The 18,665-nt window shown below is 53.4% G+C and carries 16 protein-coding genes; 4 read left to right on the top strand and 12 right to left on the bottom strand.

Features of this window, described 5'->3' with window-relative positions:
- Positions 1-136: 136 nt before the first annotated feature.
- A complete protein-coding gene (locus ACRRUX_RS09650) occupies positions 137-2,083 on the top strand; it encodes a monovalent cation:proton antiporter-2 (CPA2) family protein (RefSeq protein WP_432529616.1) in 1,947 nt (648 codons plus the stop codon).
- A 10-nt stretch (positions 2,084-2,093) separates the two neighbouring features.
- On the opposite strand, the gene ACRRUX_RS09645 is transcribed toward ACRRUX_RS09650, so the two are convergent.
- Positions 2,094-2,705, bottom strand: a complete 612-nt coding sequence (locus ACRRUX_RS09645) for a TetR/AcrR family transcriptional regulator (RefSeq protein WP_432529614.1) — start codon at positions 2,703-2,705, stop codon at positions 2,094-2,096.
- A 126-nt stretch (positions 2,706-2,831) separates the two neighbouring features.
- Here ACRRUX_RS09645 and ACRRUX_RS09640 point away from each other — a divergent pair, with 126 nt between their 5' ends.
- The 3 genes from ACRRUX_RS09640 to ACRRUX_RS09630 are packed head-to-tail and all read left to right on the top strand — an operon-like array spanning position 2,832 to position 5,910.
- Positions 2,832-3,710, top strand: coding sequence for a virulence protein (locus ACRRUX_RS09640; RefSeq protein WP_432529613.1), 879 nt, complete (start codon positions 2,832-2,834; stop codon positions 3,708-3,710).
- A 23-nt stretch (positions 3,711-3,733) separates the two neighbouring features.
- Positions 3,734-4,852 carry a BamA/TamA family outer membrane protein gene (locus ACRRUX_RS09635; protein WP_432529611.1) on the top strand — a complete coding sequence of 373 codons (1,119 nt, stop codon included), beginning with the start codon at positions 3,734-3,736 and terminating at the stop codon, positions 4,850-4,852.
- Positions 4,852-5,910 (top strand): DUF4056 domain-containing protein, encoded by a 1,059-nt coding sequence (locus ACRRUX_RS09630; protein WP_432529609.1) that lies wholly within the window; start codon positions 4,852-4,854, stop codon positions 5,908-5,910. The genes ACRRUX_RS09635 and ACRRUX_RS09630 overlap by 1 nt, the downstream gene beginning before the upstream one ends.
- A 28-nt stretch (positions 5,911-5,938) precedes the next feature.
- Here the strand turns inward: ACRRUX_RS09630 and ACRRUX_RS09625 are convergent, their stop codons facing one another.
- The 11 genes from ACRRUX_RS09625 to ACRRUX_RS09575 form a co-directional block, all read right to left on the bottom strand.
- Positions 5,939-7,111: a patatin-like phospholipase family protein gene (locus ACRRUX_RS09625; protein ID WP_432529607.1), complete on the bottom strand. Its 1,173-nt coding sequence runs from the start codon at positions 7,109-7,111 to the stop codon at positions 5,939-5,941.
- Positions 7,112-7,287: 176 nt separating this feature from the next.
- The gene (locus ACRRUX_RS09620) at positions 7,288-8,061 is read right to left on the bottom strand and encodes a DUF2076 domain-containing protein (protein WP_432529605.1); all 774 of its coding nucleotides are present in this window, start codon (positions 8,059-8,061) and stop codon (positions 7,288-7,290) included.
- A gap of 216 nt (positions 8,062-8,277) precedes the next feature.
- Complete coding sequence (locus tag ACRRUX_RS09615; protein ID WP_432529603.1) at positions 8,278-8,736, bottom strand: FKBP-type peptidyl-prolyl cis-trans isomerase; 459 nt, start codon at positions 8,734-8,736, stop codon at positions 8,278-8,280.
- Between the two features lie 224 nt (positions 8,737-8,960).
- Positions 8,961-10,670 (bottom strand): proline--tRNA ligase, encoded by a 1,710-nt coding sequence (locus ACRRUX_RS09610; RefSeq protein ID WP_432529601.1) that lies wholly within the window; start codon positions 10,668-10,670, stop codon positions 8,961-8,963.
- A 175-nt stretch (positions 10,671-10,845) separates the two neighbouring features.
- Positions 10,846-11,484 (bottom strand): acyltransferase, encoded by a 639-nt coding sequence (locus ACRRUX_RS09605; protein ID WP_432529599.1) that lies wholly within the window; start codon positions 11,482-11,484, stop codon positions 10,846-10,848.
- A gap of 212 nt (positions 11,485-11,696) precedes the next feature.
- A complete protein-coding gene (locus tag ACRRUX_RS09600) occupies positions 11,697-11,960 on the bottom strand; it encodes a DksA/TraR family C4-type zinc finger protein (protein WP_432529597.1) in 264 nt (87 codons plus the stop codon).
- A 193-nt stretch (positions 11,961-12,153) separates the two neighbouring features.
- Positions 12,154-12,876, bottom strand: a complete 723-nt coding sequence (gene tsaA / locus ACRRUX_RS09595; protein ID WP_432529595.1) for a tRNA (N6-threonylcarbamoyladenosine(37)-N6)-methyltransferase TrmO — start codon at positions 12,874-12,876, stop codon at positions 12,154-12,156.
- 48 nt (positions 12,877-12,924) lie between these two features.
- The gene (rcsF, locus tag ACRRUX_RS09590) at positions 12,925-13,311 is read right to left on the bottom strand and encodes an Rcs stress response system protein RcsF (protein ID WP_432529593.1); all 387 of its coding nucleotides are present in this window, start codon (positions 13,309-13,311) and stop codon (positions 12,925-12,927) included.
- 69 nt (positions 13,312-13,380) lie between these two features.
- Positions 13,381-14,649, bottom strand: a complete 1,269-nt coding sequence (locus tag ACRRUX_RS09585) for an amidohydrolase (protein ID WP_432529591.1) — start codon at positions 14,647-14,649, stop codon at positions 13,381-13,383.
- A gap of 10 nt (positions 14,650-14,659) precedes the next feature.
- The gene (locus ACRRUX_RS09580) at positions 14,660-17,740 is read right to left on the bottom strand and encodes an amidohydrolase family protein (protein WP_432529589.1); all 3,081 of its coding nucleotides are present in this window, start codon (positions 17,738-17,740) and stop codon (positions 14,660-14,662) included.
- Between the two features lie 155 nt (positions 17,741-17,895).
- Positions 17,896-18,288, bottom strand: a complete 393-nt coding sequence (locus ACRRUX_RS09575) for an H-NS family nucleoid-associated regulatory protein (RefSeq protein WP_432529587.1) — start codon at positions 18,286-18,288, stop codon at positions 17,896-17,898.
- Positions 18,289-18,665 lie beyond the last annotated feature (377 nt).

Here is an 18,665-nt window from a genome sequence, read left to right as displayed (position 1 = left end):
TTATCTGCAAACCCTGTGCCGTTACCTTTGTTGAATAAATTTGTCTTTGTTAGTCATTGAGTTAATCTGAAATAGCTGGGCTTATAAAATATGTCACAGCCTGAGTGTCGGTTTTTTGACCAGAGCAGAGGACCAGATGGAACACGGATTTCTCACCCCCCTGTTGTTGATGTTGCTGATCGCCATTGCTTCGATCGCGCTGCTGCGGCGATTGGGGTTACCGGCGATTCTGGCCTATTTGCTTACCGGCGTGGTCAGCGGACCCAGCGGCCTGAATTGGTTCTCTCAGGCGCAGATGCATTCGGTCGCCGAACTTGGGGTGGTGTTGCTGATGTTCAGCCTTGGGCTGGAATTCTCTCTGCCGCGTTTGTGGGCGATGCGCCGCACTGTGTTTGGTCTGGGCAGTGCTCAGGTGCTGCTGACCTTGTTTATCAGCGCCGCCATGGCTTGTTACTGGGGCCAGAGTCTGACGGCGGCAATCGTTATCGGCGCCGCCATCGCACTGTCATCCACCGCTATTGTTCTGAAGCTGCTCAATGAACAGAATTGGCTGCGCCGCCGGCACGGTGAGCTGTCCGTCAGTGTGCTGTTGTTTCAGGATCTGGCCGTGGTGCCGCTGTTGATCCTTTTGCCATTGCTGGCGACCGACGGCGAGGCGCTGGCGCTGCAGGATGTGTTCTACGGATTGCTTAAGGGCACTGCGGCATTTGTTGGCCTGATGGCAGTCGGCAAATGGCTGCTGCCCAAGTTGTTCGATGAAATCGCCCGATCGCGCTCCAACGAGCTGTTTGTGCTGGGGACGCTGGCGGTGGCACTCAGTACCGGGGCCTTTACCCAATGGGTTGGCATGTCCATGGCGCTGGGCGCATTTATGGCGGGGATGCTGCTGGGGGAGAGTCAGTATCGCAGACAATTGGAGGCCGATATCCGGCCGTTCCGTGATCTGCTGATGGGACTGTTTTTTATCTCTATCGGTATGTTGCTGGATTTTGGCTTGGTATTTGAGTTCTGGTGGCAAATCCTGCTGCTATTGATCGCCGTGGTGGTTGGCAAGGGGCTTATTGTTTATCTGCTGCTGCGCTTGTTTGGAGAGCCGGTGCAGAATGCAGCTGCGTCCGCCATCACGCTGGCACAGGTGGGAGAGTTTTCTTTTGTTATCCTGGCGCTGGCCGTGAATTATCAGCTGCTGGACAGGCAAATCAGCACTGAACTGGTGATGGTGGCAGTCGTGTCCATGGCACTGGCTCCCTGGCTGGTCAAACACAGTGTGGAGATTGGCAAGCGCATGCAGCAAAGTGTGCACAGCCAATTGCTGGAGGAGCCAGACTTTCCGGTAGAGATCTCAGGTGAGCTGGTGATTATTCTCGGTTATGGCCGGGTAGGGCAGACCATCGCCCGCTTTCTGAAAGTTGAAGCCATTCCCTATCTGGTGCTGGATATGGATCCTGCCAGAGTTACCGAGGCCCGCAACGCCGGTGAACCTGTGTATTATGGTGACGCCTGCAAGGGCAGTATTCTCGGTCAACTGGGGATCAGTCAGGCCGGTATGCTGGTGGTGACCTTCTGTGACTCCAGGGCCCTGGAGGAGGTGGTTCATATGTGCCGGCAGATGGCGCCTGAACTGAATATTCTGGTACGCACCCGGGATGATAAAAGTCTTGATGCACTGGAGCAGGCCGGAGCGACTCAGGTGATCCCTGAGTCTCTCGAAGGCAGCCTGATGCTGGTGTCTCAGGTGTTGTACAAATGCGGTATTCCGCTGTCACGGATTTTGAAGCGTCTGGAGTCGGAGCGACGGAATCACTACCGTTATCTGCATGGTTTTTTCAGTGGCGGCGAGTCTGATTTTACCCTGGAGCAGCTGCATGCCGTTTGCCTGCCGGACGGTGCCTGGGTGGTTGGCTTGCATCTGCGGGATTTACCCTGGCAAAAGCTCAGGGTCGAGCTGCGTGCGGTAAGACGTGGCGGCGCCGAAATTGAGCAGCCTGCGGCAGACTGGCTGCTCAAGAGCGGCGATATTCTGCTGCTGCAGGGCAAGCCCCGCAGGGTCGAGCGCGCCGAGCAATTTTTACTGCAGGGGTGATAAAGGTGGATCAGTCTGGCCGAGTGTCACTGGCATATGCCCGGCAAAAAACCGTGGCGATTTCATCCAGCACCCGAGGAGATGCGCGGCTGGCCGCGTTTTCCTCACCGGACAGCAGTGCCGGCCACACGACCATGCCACTGAACATCCCCTTGAGCATCCGCGCCATCAGCTCTGGATTTTCTCCCCGCAGCGCCCCGGCGGCCAATGCCTGCTGTACCCATAACCCCAGACTGTCCTTCTGCGCATAGACTTCCTCCAGCATGGCTTTGGCCATTTCCGGCTGCCTGAGCAGTTCCACCACGATCATCCGCAATACCGACAAGTTATAGGTCGCATCGTGCCTGATGACCTCTTGCTTAAGCTGCTTTAACAGCTGGGGTTTGAGCGGTTGGCCAGGCGCGATGCTGACGCTATCTGCCTGGTGACTGGCGGCGTGCAAACGGCTTAACACAGCTTTGAATAATCCCTGTTTATTGCCGAAATGACGGTACAGTGTGCGTTTGGATACGCAGGCCAATTGGCTGATACGGTCGGTGTTGGCACCTTCAAATCCCTGAGCCAGAAATTCCGCCTGAGCTGCATCCAAAATAGCGAGGCGTTTGAGGTCTGAACGATTCATAGTGAGCAATTGGATAAGGAGGTGGTCAGAATATCAACACACCTCACAAAAGTACACTTACCAGTTTACTTTTGTGCGGTAATGCATAAAATTCTGCTTTTCTTCCCCTTTATAAGTGAAATATCCATGTCTGGTGTGAAATCTCTGGTATGTGCCGCAATGATTTTCGGTTGTGGCAGCGCGTCGGCGTTTGAATTGCCCCTGTTCGCTCAGGAGGCGCGGGACCAGGGGTACAACTTGCCCAAGCCATTTGGGCTGAGTGTCGGGGCCATGCATGTAGAGCAGGGCGTCATGATCGACAGTATCGGTTTTTCCGGACTGAGTTTTCTGGGCCGCCCGCTCAAACCGGATGCCATCGATATCTCTGCCGCACCCGGCATGCAGCGCAGTGAGGTTTATACCCTGCGGGCCGATGCCTGGCTGTTACCTTTCCTCAATGTGTATGCCATCGGCGGCAAGATGACTGGTGAGTCAAGCACCCGGGTAACGGTTAACAAGGTGCATCTTCCTCCTTTGCCACCGATAAAACCTAATACCTCGTTTGATTTCGATCTGGATCTTGATGGTTACCTGTATGGCGGCGGTGTGGTGATCGCCGGTGGTATTGGCAACTGGTTTACCCTGATTGATGCCAGCCTGACAAAAACCGAACTGACCGTCATTGACGGTGAAATCGATGCATTCGTGCTGTCACCGCGGGTGGGTTACGACTTTGCCGATATGGGCTTGCCGCTGAGAGTCTGGGTGGGGGGGATGTATCAGGACGTCGAGCAGAATCTTGCCGGTTACATTCATAACCTGCATTTCGGCAATGGTATGGATGAGCTGATTGGCATAGTCGATCCCAACGGTGATGGCAGGTTTGCCGTTGAGCAACACCTCAAAACGCCCTGGAATACTCTGGTGGGTTTCCAGTACCAGTTTGCCCGGGATTGGTCGTTGCTGGGTGAGGCCGGTTTGGGTGAGCGCAAAAGCGCCATGCTGTCGCTGGAATATCGCTTCTGATGAGAGGGCGGACACTCTGTGCCTTGCTGTTGGCACTTCAGATAACCACTGCCAACGCGGCTGTGTCGGCAGGCAGGGATGACAATACCGCCGATGGCTGGTTTGATTCCCTGCTCAAAGAGCTGGGTGCCAGTGAGCAGCTGGAGCTGGACAAGGGCATCGACTGGGGCGTGTTGCCCGGGCCTTTTGTCAATCCGCTGCAGGGTTTTGGCATAGGTGTGGCAGCGATTGGCCTGTACTCTCCCGAAGGGCGCAAGCCTGACACTCAGGTGTCGACGCTGGGGATTAAGTCCTATGTGTCTACCTCTGGCTCCTATGGTTTGGGGGTGGAAAACCGCACTTATCTTGGGGATGACAGTTTACGCCTGGAGCTGGATGCCTGGGTCAGTCAGTCTCCCCGGGATTATTGGGGGACGGGAACCCAGGCTGCACAAACTGAAGCCAATCGCACTGCGGTCGATGCCAGTGTACTGGAGTTGTCGCCGCGGATCGCGCTGCGGGTGCTGCCCAACACCTATGCCACTGTGGGATGGGAGCTGCAATCCTATCGCCGCATGTCGGCAGAAGGCCCGGCGCTGAGTGCGGCGGATCTGGAAGATACTGCCATCAGTGGCATGAGTCTGGGCCTTGCCTATGACAGCCGGGATTTTGCCCCCAATGCCTGGGAGGGCATGTTACTCAGCGCCAAATATGATGATTACCTGACGGCGCTTGGCTCAGATCGTGAGTTCCGTCGTCTGACCCTGAATTACCGTCAATACCAGCGACTGGCGCCATCACTGGTGCTGGCCTGGGAACTTTATGCCCAGGGGATTGAAGGGGATGTGCCCTGGTTTGCATTGTCGGAAGTCGGCCGCGATGGTCGGATGCGGGGCTACTATCAGGGGCAATACCGAGACAGATATCAGTTCAATGGCCAGGTTGAACTCAGGCAGCAGCTGACCGGCCGGCATGGCCTTGTGTACTGGCTGGGGGCCGGAACGCTGGCTGACGAGCGACAGCAGCTGTTTGATGGCGAGTGGCTGCCAACTTTGGGAGTGGGGTACCGTATGGCGTTCAAGCCCAGAGTCAATATCCGGCTGGATCTGGGGATTGGTAAAGACTCCAGTGGGTTTTATTTCCAAATCAATGAGGCATTCTGATGAATAAACTCTGGTGTAGAGGCATCCTGGGACTGATATTGGCCTTGCCTGTGTCGGCTTTTGCACTGCAAGCCCCGGCCGGGGTGCGGCCCTGCTGCGCCTTTGGCACAGATCTCAAGGCTCAGGTCGGTGGCATTCCGGTGCCGTTTTTTGCACTGGAGAATTTGTTGGAGCCCGGTGAGATTGGTCACCACAGTTATAACGATGGCAGTCAGGGGGTCGCTGGCAGTCTGTTGGGGATCGCGGATGAGAAGAATGGCCTGATCTACACTCTCAAAGGCGGTTTTATCGATACTGCTCATGTCCGTGATACCGCCGACTATACCTTCTATCTGTATCATGAAATCTGGCCTTATATCGGCTCAGACCATGAACTGACGCTGCCACCAGAGCTCAGGCTCCGAAAGGTGGTATTAACCGCCGATGAGGTGATGCACTCCAGTGAACAAAAGCGTGCCGAAGGTATTAAGTTGGCGGGTATGCTGGCTTTTCAACTGGCGCAGTGGCATGAAATCGCTCAGTGGTTCGGGCTTAAGTCTGTCAGTGGCTGGTCTGAGCTGGCATCGGCGTTTTCGCCGGAGGATCTGTATTCCAATATGTTGGGGGCAAGGCTGGCGATGCAGGTTCTGTCCAATCAGCCGGGGCTGAGTGTCAGTCAGTTCAGTCAGGCATTTGAGCAGGCTCTGGCTCAGGAGCTGTCTAGGTTGGGCGCTCAGAGTAAAGCTGAAACTCAAAAGCAAATCAATGCACTGGATGGGACTTGGTGGGACAGTAATCAGCGACTGCCGGAAAAATGGGTATTGCGCCAGCGGGACTATCATCTTGGTATGCGTCTGCTTCCCCATGGCGCAAAGCAGGCTGCCGGTCAGTCTATTGCTGCCAGTCGCTTTGGCCAACTGCAACTGTTGCCCGCCGGTGAGGAAAGCGCTTTTTCCTCTTTGCCTGAATCGCTGCGTAACATGCCTGTGTGGCGTGCCGGGGATTTTCAGACGCTGGCAAATTTTGCCCGCCAGCAGGATCTGTTGCTCAGGCCTGATGCCGAGGTCACTGCCGATTGAGGCTGTGACTTCAGCACTGCTCAGCCACTTAGCTGGCGACCCTGGCCTGAGGTACTGAGGTCAGCGGGCGCAGCGGCTGATCCAGTTCAAAGAACTGCTTCAGTTCATCCATTCTTGCCATCGCGTCCTGATACCCCAGTTCAATCAGCTCTCTGGTATAGCCCCGCTCAAAAAGCAGGTAAGAGACGATACTGGAATCCGACTCCTGATTGATGCCGATGAGTTTCAACATATGCCGCACTCCGACCGGCATTTCAGGATAGTAGTTGCGGGCAATGGCACTGAGATCTTTGCTGGGTTTTATCACCAGGGTTTCTATGGGTTTGAGGGGTAACTTATCCTTCAGACTCTCCGGCACATGGCACAGTGTGGCGTTGATCCGCTGCAGTCTTTCCAGATCACTGTTGAGGGTGTCGGAGAAGATAGTATCCAGCAGGTGACCCGCCAGCGTTGCTGCTTTGGGATGGTGAGGCAGTTCCTGCCCCAGATGTTTGTGCGGGCTGTCGAGATTGATCACCATAATCTTGTTGGCACCCAGGTGTATGGGGCTGGACAGTGGCGCCAGCTGGTGGATTGAGCCATCGCCAAAGTAATGCTGACCGAGCCGGATCGAGGGAAATACCAGTGGAATCGCGGCGCTGGCCAGCAGATGTTCAGTATTGAGCTGGGTTCGCAGACCTTCACGCCTTGCTCTTTGCCAGTCATCGATGTCATCACCCCCCTGAAAAAAACTGATACAGCTGGAGGTGTTGTAGCTGGAGGTATCGACACTGATGGCGCGCAGAGCGCCGCGGGCAATATTGCGGTCGATACGGCCAAAATCAATCAGTTCATTGAGTAAATGACGCAGCGGATCATTGTTGAACAGACTGGGTGCTTCGGTATTGACCTGATCATCCTGAAATCCCCTTAACCCCATACCAATAAGATGACGCAGCAGCAGCCAGGGAGAGGTCTGATAAATTTTGCGGGTCAGCATATGCCGCCATACCCAGTCCAGTTTGCGTACACCCAGATGAAAGCAGGAGGCATGGGTCGCAATAGATGTGCCGTTGATGGCACCGGCTGAGGTGCCGCAGATAATATTGAATGGAATACTGTGATTGCGGGGATAGCACTGCACCAGCGCCTTGAGCACACCGACCTGATAGGCTGCTCTGGCGCCACCGCCACCCAATACCAGCGCGATATTGTCCTGCATGCGTCCCCCTGAAATTAGCTCTGTAAAGGCGGCCTGTGGTGGTTAGTGAGTCGGTGTACCGGTTCTACTGGATAGCTATGCGCCTTTTTATTTAATTAAGGCGTTGAAGCTGTTAAAAATCAAGCAGTGATAAAGAAGGGAAAAAAAGACCGGCGCAGGGGCCGGTCTGTGATTGATTAGAAATCGTCGTCGCCGAAATCGTCTCCACCGCCGAAGAATCCTGAATTGGGATCGTCATTGTTGGAGAACATGTCATCACCGCCAAAGCCGTTGTCATCGCCAAAACCTGAGTCTGAGCCAAAGCCTTGATCTGAACCAAAGCCCTGGTCTGATCCGAAACCTGAGTCGTTGCCAAAGCCGGGATCTGTATAGTCAGAGGCGAAGTTGTTGCCACTGTCGAGGAAGCCATTGCTGTCCTGACTGGCAGTGGTGTCAGCGGCATTGTTATCAGCGGCATTGTTATCTGCCGCACTGTCGGTTGCACTGTCAGCGGCGCTGTCTGCTGCCGCATCGGCAGCGGCATCCGCGGCGATGGTATCGGCACTGCTGCCGTGATCAAACAACATGTCGCTGATCAAATGTCCGGCAACCATACCGGCGGCTACACCGGCAGCGGTTTGCATAAAGCTGCCAAAGGCACTGCCCTGGGCAACCGGCTGAGGTGGGACCGGCGCCGGACGACTGCCGCCGAACATCTTACTCATGGTGCCACGCTGGGATTCGTTGCGGTAATACTCAGCACTCTGCTCCAGATAATCGTTCTTTTGCTTCAGCTCTTTCAGTGCCATTTCCTGCACCAGTACCGCTTGAGTCAGTTTATAAATTGCGTCTGGTTGACTGGCAATTTCAGAGGCGATCAACTTCTCTGCGTCGCTGTCCTTGGCTTTGTTTGGACTGTCTTTCAGCTTGCGGGCGACATTCAGGATAAGATCTTGCTCTTGTGGGGTCATTGTTTAGATACCTTTTCATCGATTGATGTTGTGAGTCACGATCTTGCAACTGCGTTTCCCCCGGGACTCCCGACGAATTATATCGGTTTAACGCAGCAGGCAAACAGGCGGGCAGACTGAATGAAGCAGATTTAATCTATATATAACTAATTGTTTTTTCTTGCTTAAAAATCAGGCCAGCAGAAGCTGGCCGAAGGGATGTAGATAACTTAGGTGTCAGTGCACATGACCATGGGCCAGCTCTTCTTCTGAGGCGTCCCGTATATCCCGAATAATCCCTTTGAATGTCAGCGTTTTACCCGCCAGTGGATGATTGGCATCGACGGTCACGGTATCGTCAGTCACCTCAGTTACTGTGACCTGGAACTGACCATTTTCACCCTGAGCGGTGAAAGACATGCCCACTTCTACCTGCTCGACACCGGAAAAGGCATCCACAGGAACCTGCTGCACATTTGCCGGGTTGTGTTCACCATAGGCCTGTGCCGGTTCCACTGTCACCGTAAATTCGTCACCTACCTGTTTGCCGGTCAGCGCCTGCTCGAGTCCGGGAATAATATTACCTGCACCGTGCAGGTACTTCAGCGGCTCGCGCCCGTCAGAAGAGTCAATGAGTTGGTTGGTTTCGTCGGTCACACTGTAGTCGATGGCAACAACTTTATTGTTTTCAATCATGGGGCCGTCCTTTGGTTCGGCATGAATTGATGCAGCCTGCAGCGAAAATCCTGAAGAATGGCAGCCTGCCCGTGAGTGGTGAAAAGTTCACCGCTAACGACCATGCTAACATGTTGAAAGTTTGAGATGAAAGGCTTTGGTTCTGGAGGCTGCAATGTGCCGGTGACAGAAACACAAAAGCACGCCTGAGCGTGCTTTTGTCAATCATGCCGGGTTACCCCGGATTAGATGTTGGCTTTGATGAAGTCAACGATCTGGTCAAATGGCACTTCCTGCTTCTCACCGGTGCGACGGTTCTTGTACTCGAACACGCCGGCATCGATGTTGCGATCGCCAATCACGATAGTGTGTGGGATACCAATCAGTTCCATATCGGCAAACATCACACCAGGACGCTCTTTACGGTCATCGAACAGTACGTCGATACCGGCAGCGGCCAGATCCGCATACAGCTTCTCAGCCACTTCGGTTACGCGGTGCGACTTGTGCATGTTCATTGGCAGAATACCCACCTGGAACGGTGCGATGGCTGCAGGCCAGATGATACCGCGGTCGTCATGGTTCTGCTCGATAGCCGCCGCTACGATGCGGCTGACGCCCACGCCATAGCAACCCATGATCAGGGTTTGTGCCTTGCCGTTTTCATCCAGCACAGTGGCGTTCATGGCTGCTGAGTAGTTGGTACCCAGCTGGAAGATGTGACCCACTTCGATGCCACGGGCGAAGGCATAGGTACCCTTGCCGTCAGGCGTTGCTTCACCTTCCACAACATTGCGGATATCAGCCGCCTGTGCCAGTGGCAGATCGCGCTCCCAGTTTACGCCGAAGAAGTGTTTATCGTCTTCGTTGGCACCGACAACAAAGTCGCTCATGACGGCAACGGCGTGGTCGATGTACACAGGGATGTTCAGGCCAACCGGACCCAGAGAGCCACAACCTGCGCCCAGTGCATCACGGATTTCACCTTCAGTGGCGAATTCCAGTGGTGCGGCAACCAGTTCCAGCTTGTCGGCTTTGACTTCGTTCAGTTCGTGATCGCCACGAACAACGACTGCAACCAGCGGCGCGGCTTCGGTGCTGCCACGAACGATCAGGGTTTTGGCGGTTTTCTTGATATCCAGACCAAACTGCTCAACCAGCTCTTCGATGGTCTTGGCATTTGGAGTATCCACCTTGCGCAGCTCTTCAGTCGGAGCCTGACGGGTTTCAGTTGGCATTGGCGCTTCGGCCTTCTCAATGTTGGCGGCGTAATCGCTGCCGGTTGAGTAGGCAATCAGGTCTTCACCACTGCTGGCCAGCACATGGAACTCGTGAGACAGGCTGCCACCGATGGAGCCGGTATCCGCCAGCACTGGACGGAACTCCAGACCCATACGGCTGAAGATGTTGCAGTAAGCCTGGTACATGGCTTCATAGGTTTCGTTCAGGGTTTCCTGATCCAGATGGAAAGAGTATGCATCTTTCATCAGGAACTCACGGGAACGCATCACACCAAAGCGAGGACGTACTTCGTCGCGGAATTTGGTCTGGATCTGATACAGGTTCAGTGGCAGCTGCTTGTAAGAGCTAACTTCTTTACGCACCAGATCGGTGATCACTTCTTCGTGGGTTGGGCCAAGTACGAAATCACGGTTGTTACGGTCGGTAAAGCGCAGCAGTTCAGGGCCAAACTTGTCCCAGCGGCCTGTTTCAACCCACAGATCACCCGGCTGTACCATAGGCATCAGAATTTCGCAGGCGCCGGCTTTGTTCATTTCTTCACGAACGATGTTCTCTACCTTGCGCAGCACGCGCAGACCTGTGGGCAGATAGCTGTAAAGACCGGACGCGTTGCGACGGATCATACCGGCGCGCAGCATCAGCTGATGGCTGATAACTTCGGCGTTGGCAGGGGTTTCTTTCTGTGTTGATAGCAGGTATTTGCTGACTCGCATTACCAAAATGTCCCAAAGTGATTTGAATGGGCGCCATTTTATCACTTGGCAGACGCTTGTCACCTGCAGAATCCGGATTGTCCCTGCGTGACATCAATTTGTGAGCAAGGGCGCGCAGACAACTGAAAACAGGGAACTACGCTCAGCGGCCTACTCTGTGACCTTACTTGTGACCTTACCCCTGAGGTGGAAACAGTGCCAATTCAGGTTTCTCCCGCCTGTCACCGACAATCCGCATTGGATTACCCACCACTATGGCCCAGTCCGGCACATCCTTGCTGACGATACAGCCCATACCTATGACGGCATGATCGCCAATAGTGACGCCATCAACGATGCCCGCCTGGGCGCCAATCCACACATCTTTGCCGATACGTACTCCGCAGGAGTGGGATTTCTGCTTATAAATTGCCTGATTGGGTGCCATGCCATGATTGAAGGCATAGATGGTGACATTGTTGGCGATACGGGTCTGATCGCCAATCACAATACCCTGTGCGCCGCCATCAAAGGAGCAGCCATGATTGATGGCGACTTCGTTACCCAGGGTAATAGGACCGTGCAAAAAGCAGCCGGCGGCTATCATGCACTGCTTGCCGGTGACGATATCCCGCCCGGGCTCGGCAAAGAGTTCTGATTCCGGCGCCACAAAACAATTATCGCCAAAGCGTACGGTTTCGACCGCGCTGAAGTGCGCCTGCACCTCCTGTTGCCAGGGACGGGCCCAAGCCAGATGTTTGTCTTTCAGGGAAAAGTACAGCCAGGGCATCCAGGATAAGCGTTTTTTGTGTTGGGTTCGGTAATCGGGAGTCATGGCTAAGGGATCTGGTTTTTATGTCAGCACAAAGAGATAGACTATTTTAGCGATAGCCATCGCCATTCGTACAGATGCCTTCTGGCTGTTGATGCAATGGTGGTGGGTAACAAGGTAATGGCAGACATGCTTTTTCCTATTTCATGACGAAACAAACAGCATGACTTTTCTGGTCTTGGCTCACTTATCCTCAGTACTATTACCTCAATCTCTTACCTCAGTTGACTGTCTTTGCTGCCACGTCGGTTATAGGCCGTACTGAGTGTTTGCCTGTCGTTGTCCTGCTGGCACTGAATACACCAGCGCACACCGGGCACTGCGGTTTGACGTGCAGGGGGAATGGGCTCATGGCACTGCTCGCAATGTGTCAGGCTGTTACCTGTATGCAATTGCGATCTGACGCGACTGACGGCATCGTCGATGTCCGAATCTATCTGCTCCTGCACTGCATCGTCTTTCGCCCAGCCTGAAGCCATCGGTTTCCCCTTGGTACTTGTGCCATACACTCGTGCTAATGCACCCGGGACTGATTCTATTGCTTTCATCGCTGCCGATCATCCCGGGGCCGGACAATTCACTTTTACCCCGGGGCAATAATCCCGGCACTGACGCTATCCAGGCTCTGAGGTTATCCCTGCTCTGACATTATTGCGGCAGCGTCGTGACAGACTAACGCTGAACTTTACCGGGCACCAGCTCCAGCACCAGCGCCTTATCATTCTCCATTCTCCAGAAGATATCCAGATCGTACAGCGCAACCTGATACAGCTTGGGATCATCCTTGGCCTTCTTATATGCGGGTCTGGGGTCCTGAGCCAGGACGGCCCGGATCAGAGGCTCAAGATCCGGGCTCTGTTCACGCATGCTGTATTTGGCAGTTTGCCCCCGCGCCTGCTCACTGAATTCCACCTCAATCAACTCAGGGGCTTGCTGAGCGATACCGCCCACGGCACCTTCGATGGCGTCGGAAAACGGAATATAAGGCTTGATATCGACAATTGGTGTACCGTCCAGCAGATCCATCCCGGAGATTTCCAGACAGATTTTGCCTTTGCGTTTTACGATGGCGTGTAGCCTGACGACACTCTGGCCTATGCCATTGGGGCGGAAAGTCGAGCGGGTGGCAAAAACCCCCATTTTTTCATTGCCGCCAAGACGGGGTGGGCGCACTGTGGTTTTCCAGCCCTGGGCCAGATTTTCATGAAAGCAAAACAGCAGCCACAGATGGCTGTATTGCTCAAGGCCACGAACGGCATCAATATGATTGAACTCCCCGGCCAGCTCGACATAGCCGCGGGCTTCGACCAACCCGGGCTGACGCGGTATGCCGAACTTTTGTTTATAAGGCGTGCGGCAGTACGCGACTGCCTGGATCTGATTGGTAAAACTCATGGAAAAACGACTTCTCAATTAATAGGGGAAATATCCGTTACCCTGCAGTTATTCATCTTCCATGATGATGGCGCGGCCAATACACAATACCCGGGTCAGGCAGCCGCCTTCAGGGTCATGATATTCAACACAGTTGTTCAGCATCACTCCATTGCCACCGGCGTTGGCGGCGGCCAGACGCAGTTTGGTGCGGGCTTCAGCCATGGATGCCGGAGGTTCATCGGCGTACACCTGACAGGACTCACCATCCACCATCGCCAGTGGGTTGAAAGGCCGGGGAGGCGCCATATTTTTATCGACAAGCAGCACATCACCGGCTTTGAAATAGTCTTCAACCGCCTTGCTGCTGAGGTTGGAGTTAAAGCTGTAATCGCCGGCGCAGCCAGCCAGCAGGGTGCCGGTCAACATGCAGGTGAGGGTTGAAATGACTTTCATGGGTTCCTGCCTTAAATAAAGAAAAACAGTGGGTTCATTACCCACTGTTTAATGATTCCTGAAGAAATTCTATCGCTTCAGATACTTTTGATAAAGCTGTCGGTGGCGATTGTTGAGGTCGACCTGACGGCCATCAATATACATGGCTTCAATATTGGCGCTCAGTGGATCCAGAATATCGCCGCTGCTGATAACCACTGTGGCGCTGTAACCAGGAGCAATGGCTCCCAGATGTTCAGCGCCCATAATTTGCGCAGCGCTTAAGGTTATGGCGTCGATCGCCTGCGCCTGAGTCAGTCCATAGCCAACGCTTTGCCCGGCAGCAAAAGGCAGGTTACGGGCATCCCAGTCTGCTTTGAAGCCAAAGGCGAAGGGAATGCCGGCGTGCTTGAGCATGGCTGGAATTCGAAACGGCAGATCAATCGGTTCATCGCTGCGTCTTGGCAGGCTGAAGACATGAGGATAGATCACCGCTGCCCCGGCTTCACTGAGCATTTCCGGTATCCGCCAGGCATCATAGCCGCCGACAATCACGGGCTTGAGCTGATATTGGCGGGCCAAATCCAGCACCTGTTCGATATCGGCCTGACTGTCAGCATGGGCAAACAGCCGCGCCTCGCCGGTAAACAGAGGGGCCATTGCCTGCCAGCGGATATCACTGCTTGTTAAAGTACCTGCTTTAAGCGCCAGCGAATAACGCCATGCATCTTCAAACGCCTTCCTGACTGCGGCGATATCTTTGGTCAGTTGTTCCTGCTGCTTGGCGCGTTTTTGCTTGTCGCCAGACCAGTGACTGACAGTCGGCCAGTGCAGATGGATTGCCGTTGGCGTGTTGACCTCACCGTCAACAATGGTCCAGCTATCAAGGTTAACCAGGGTTGATTGGCCCGTCAGGCCATTACCCTGAGGCACCACCTGCACATGGGATATACCGTTACTGCGCACCGTGGGGATGAGCTCTGAGTCCGGATTGAAAGCGACGGCGGCTTTAACTTCCGGGTTCAGGGTACCCACTTCAGCGGTGTCCACGGTTGAGCGGACCATGGAGATTTCGGTCAGCCCCAGGAAGGTATTGAGCGCAATGAGCCCGGGATACACCTGTTTGCCGGTCAAATCAATTACCTGTGCATCCCCGGCCGGTAAGTTGGGGCCTACAGCGGTAATTTTGCCTTGTTCCAGCAGTACATCGGTGTTGGCCTGGCTGCCATTGATAACAGTGTGCACCAGAGCATTTTTCAGCAAAATTGACTGAGTTTGTGGCGCGCCCGGCACCATATCGTGCGCCTGCGCCAAGGTCATCAGCACCAGGCCGCTCAGCAGGGAAAGTAATCGCATCATCTGTTGTCCCTTAAAAATGGTCATGGCTGGAGCTGGCTTGCTGATTTGCAGCAGACTGGCCCCAGGCATTGTAGTGGGTATCGCAGTGCCATTCGGGTTCCTGCCGCTCTGTGGGTTTTTCTCCCTGTTTGCGGCTGTCCGGGCTGGCCAGCAGTTTCTGGATCAGCGCAGCCCGCTCCTGCCCCAGCTTTTGTGACTCGGCGTCATTACGCTCGCGGTCAAAATAGCGCTTGCCATCGATCCACACTGACTGCGTCCTGGCATAGACAGATAGTGGATGCGTATCCCACAGCACCAGATCTGCCTGCTTACCGGCTTTGATTGAACCGACCTTGTCAGCCACTCCGAGCTGTTTGGCCGGATTGATGGTGATCATATTGAGGGCATCGGTTTCACTCATGCCACAGTACATCACGGATTTCGCGGCTTCCTGATTGAGGCGCCTTTGCATCTCAAAATCATCAGAGTTGATGCTGGTGAGCACCCCTTTTGCCGTCATCAGACAGGCGTTCTGGGGAATGGCGTCGTACACCTCAAATTTGTATGCCCACCAGTCGGAGAAGGTCGAGGCGCCTGCACCCTGTGCGGCCAGTTCTTCAGCCAGCTTGTAACCTTCCAGTACATGGGTAAAAGCGGCAACCCTGAATTGGTAGGCCTGAGCCAGTTGCAGGAACATCAGAATTTCTGACTGCACATAGGAATGAATATGAATATCCCGCTGGCCTTTGAGGATTTCTGCCACCGTCTCAAGGCGTAAGTCAGGTTTGGGTTCAAGTTCTTTTCGCTGGGCAGATTTACGCAGTTGTTGGTAGTCACGCTGGGCCTGGTCATATTCAAGCGCTGCATTGAATGCATCGCGAAATAGCGATTCCACCCCCATACGGGTTTGTGGGAAGCGGGTGGTAAAGCTGTCACCCCAGTTACTCTGTTTGACGTTCTCACCAAGGGCAAACTTGATGGCAGAGGGGGCTTCGGCAAACTTCAGTGCTTCGGCATTCTCGCCCCAGCGCAGTTTGATCAGCTGTGCCTGGCCGCCTATGGGGTTGGCGCTGCCGTGCAGCAATTGTGCCGAGGTGACGCCGCCGGACAGTGAGCGGTACAGTGCGATGGCGTCCGGATCGAGAATATCGCCGATACGCACTTCCGAGGTGATGGCATCCGATCCTTCATTGGTGCCACCGTTGATGGCGATATGACTGTGTTCATCGACGATACCTGCGGTGAGGTGTTTGCCACTGGCATCCAACACCTGGTAGCCCGATGGCGTTTCAAGGGATTGTCCTACCTTTTGAATGACCCCATTTTTTATCAATACATCGGCATTGCTTAAAACGCCGTCTGCTTCAGAGGTCCATACCGTGGCATTTTTGATGTGCAATTGCTCCTGAACCGGTAATTGCTCCAGACCAAAGGCCGTATTGGGATGGGTCTGTCTACCGACCAGTGGCTGCGGAGGGGGTTGTGGGGTATCAGGCTGAGTATCGGTTTGGCTGAGTATGCGGGATCCGGCAACCGGGATCACGGCTCCGCGGGCATCGGTTAACTGACCGTGCAGGCTGCTGCCTTTATCATCATCAAACCAGAGCACAAAACGGCTGATCCCTGAGATGCCGGCATCACTCAAATCAGCGCTGAAGATCAGACGCTGGCCATCCAGCTGGGGTTTGGTCAGCGCGATCGTCTGCTCGCCGCCGGACAGTGTCCCCTGTACTGATTTGTCCTGCGCAAGATTTAAATCCAGCTCCAACCCATTAAAGCTGAGTTGGTAGTCACCGAGCAGGGCGCTGGTAGTGCGGGATTTTAACTGATGCTCCTGGCCTTGAAGCCAAACACTGTAGATTTCTCCTTTATCAAACAGGTCTCCCCTGGCAACGACTATGTCGGCGATGTAACCTGCTTCCAGCTTTCCGGCCAGACCTTCTACGCCGGCGGCCATCGCTGCTTCGGTGGTTAACGCTGCCAGTGCTGTTTGCTTGTCCAATCCCAGTTCAACGGCCAGTTTCAGTCTGCTCCAGAATGCTGTGCTGTCGGTTTGGTGCAGTGTCAGGGCGAAGGGGATTTGCTGAGCCTGCAGTCGCGCTGGGTTATAGGGCGCGCGTTCCCAGTGACGTAATTGCTCAAGTGTGACCTGCTGCTCGGCATCCCTGTCGGTGACATCCGGTGCCTCCGGGAAATTCAGCGGTAAAATCAATGGATTGCCCAGAGCTTTAAGTTCATCCAGGCGTTGGTATTCGCGCCCGTTACCCAGTAACGTAGTCGTTAAATTTTGCTTTGCCATTAAATGACCGGCTCTTAGCTGGCTATTGAGATTATCCGTGGCAAAGATAAATTGCTGTTGTTCAATGGGGACCAAATTATTCCAGGCGGAATTAAGTCGATAGTGTCCTGAGGTCGCTTTGAAGTCGGTTTTATCTTTATTGTTTTGGTACCAAAGGGTATCCGCAAAGGTTTGTCGGATTAACGCCATACTGCCCATCAGCGAATTCGGATAATCCAGTGGCGAAGAGCCTTTATCAAAAGACAGGATGTGCTTTCCCTGGCTTTGATAAATAATGTCGCTGGTATGTTTGTCAGCTAATGACAAAGTGACTGCCTGCCCCTGAAAGATACCGTCCAGTTTTGCGCTTTGGACTGAGGTAAAACCATTGTTTAACCACTTTTCGGCAGTCTTGGGATTGGCGCTGATATGGTTTACCCATTTTTTTTCGGCATGAATAGCACTGTTTTCAGCATTAATCCCCGGATAGCTAACCTGGTAAACCGGAGGTTTCTTATCTGACTTGGGGTAATTAAAGTCGATACCATAGTCGGTATAGGGGTCAATGAACCCGGCATACAGGGTATAACCTGTCAAATCGACTACAAAGGCATCATTGGGAATATCTTTGTTGTCAACTACGCCATATATCTTCTTACCTTTTATCAACAGTGTTGCATTATCGATTTGCTGGGTAGGGGATATATGAATAGTGGCACCGGAGAGTGCCGTCAGGGCTTCATTACCTTGCGTCAGTGGCGTTTTGGCGATTCCGGAATGGGAATACAACAGCAATCCCAGTGCGCAGTATCGGCTAACCTGGCTATTTATCATTGTTATGTATCATCCTAATTGCTAGGGCAGAGGGTTAGCCTGAGCCTATCCAATTGAGATGTAAAAACCAAGTGAGATTTGTAAGCGTTTTTAACAGCTTCGGATATGAAAAAGCCCGCTGAATCAGCGGGCTTTTCTCTGTATTACACAGAAGATTAGATCAGGAAGTCATCCATAGATGCGCCTTTATCCAACTTTGCCTTGAATACTTTTGGCATACGACCTTGACCGGTCCAGGTGATAGTTTCACCATCTACCACAATTTTGTACTTGGCTGGACGTGGAGCACGCTTCTTAGGCGCGGCCTTGGCTGGAACATTACCCAGATCATCCAGAGACAAACCAACTTCAGCCATCTGCTTGCGAATTTCTTCGATTTTCGCAATGCGGTCAGCCATTGCTGCCTGTTCTTCTTCAACTGCAGCTTCACGCTCTTCAATAATTTTGTTCAGCTTGGCAGCCAAATCCTGCAGCTCTTCCAGAGACAGGTCTTTTACAGCAGCTTTAAAACGACGGGCGTGGGTCAATACTTCGAGGAATTCGCTCATAACTTTATGTTCCAAGTTAATTCTGGTTAGTTAAATTTACGTCTGCAAGAATAATAGAAAGTAATAGCCAATGAATCAAATAAAAAATAGCTATTTAAAAGCGCTTTTTTTGAATATTAATAAAATTTCAGAGTGTATCGCCTAAAATTAGGCCGATATGGGTAACCGTTAATCTTCATTTCAGCTTTAAACCGGCCAATCTTTCACTGGTTGGTATGCCTGCAGCCAATGAAATCGCCGCTGTCAGCCGACCTGATAAACTGGTATGACCGGTTGATATTGATTTGGCCGATGGCAGGTTAAGCCTGTTCTTTGATGCTTATATTGGAACAGCGGCCGACTGCGCTGGAATAAAGAATAAGTAGGGTGATAGAAAA

The organism is Shewanella sp. GXUN23E (assembly GCF_050865035.1).
Classification (GTDB): Bacteria; Pseudomonadota; Gammaproteobacteria; order Enterobacterales; family Shewanellaceae; genus Shewanella.
Note: the sequence above shows the minus strand (reverse complement) of the source record. Positions and strands in the feature narration are given on the sequence as shown.

Excerpts from the sequence above, each read along its gene's own strand:
- ACRRUX_RS09640 (WP_432529613.1), top strand. The coding sequence starts at position 2,832 with ATGTCTGGTGTGAAATCTCTGGTATGTGCCGCAATGATTTTCGGTTGT.
- ACRRUX_RS09605 (WP_432529599.1), bottom strand. The coding sequence starts at position 11,484 with ATGACTCCCGATTACCGAACCCAACACAAAAAACGCTTATCCTGGATG.
- ACRRUX_RS09615 (WP_432529603.1), bottom strand. The coding sequence starts at position 8,736 with ATGATTGAAAACAATAAAGTTGTTGCCATCGACTACAGTGTGACCGAC.
- ACRRUX_RS09575 (WP_432529587.1), bottom strand. The coding sequence starts at position 18,288 with ATGAGCGAATTCCTCGAAGTATTGACCCACGCCCGTCGTTTTAAAGCT.
- ACRRUX_RS09620 (WP_432529605.1), bottom strand. The coding sequence starts at position 8,061 with ATGACCCCACAAGAGCAAGATCTTATCCTGAATGTCGCCCGCAAGCTG.
- ACRRUX_RS09585 (WP_432529591.1), bottom strand. The coding sequence starts at position 14,649 with ATGATGCGATTACTTTCCCTGCTGAGCGGCCTGGTGCTGATGACCTTG.
- ACRRUX_RS09650 (WP_432529616.1), top strand. The coding sequence starts at position 137 with ATGGAACACGGATTTCTCACCCCCCTGTTGTTGATGTTGCTGATCGCC.
- ACRRUX_RS09625 (WP_432529607.1), bottom strand. The coding sequence starts at position 7,111 with ATGCAGGACAATATCGCGCTGGTATTGGGTGGCGGTGGCGCCAGAGCA.
- tsaA (WP_432529595.1), bottom strand. The coding sequence starts at position 12,876 with ATGAGTTTTACCAATCAGATCCAGGCAGTCGCGTACTGCCGCACGCCT.
- ACRRUX_RS09645 (WP_432529614.1), bottom strand. The coding sequence starts at position 2,705 with ATGAATCGTTCAGACCTCAAACGCCTCGCTATTTTGGATGCAGCTCAG.
- ACRRUX_RS09600 (WP_432529597.1), bottom strand. The coding sequence starts at position 11,960 with ATGGCTTCAGGCTGGGCGAAAGACGATGCAGTGCAGGAGCAGATAGAT.
- ACRRUX_RS09610 (WP_432529601.1), bottom strand. The coding sequence starts at position 10,670 with ATGCGAGTCAGCAAATACCTGCTATCAACACAGAAAGAAACCCCTGCC.
- ACRRUX_RS09630 (WP_432529609.1), top strand. The coding sequence starts at position 4,852 with ATGAATAAACTCTGGTGTAGAGGCATCCTGGGACTGATATTGGCCTTG.
- rcsF (WP_432529593.1), bottom strand. The coding sequence starts at position 13,311 with ATGAAAGTCATTTCAACCCTCACCTGCATGTTGACCGGCACCCTGCTG.
- ACRRUX_RS09580 (WP_432529589.1), bottom strand. The coding sequence starts at position 17,740 with ATGATAAATAGCCAGGTTAGCCGATACTGCGCACTGGGATTGCTGTTG.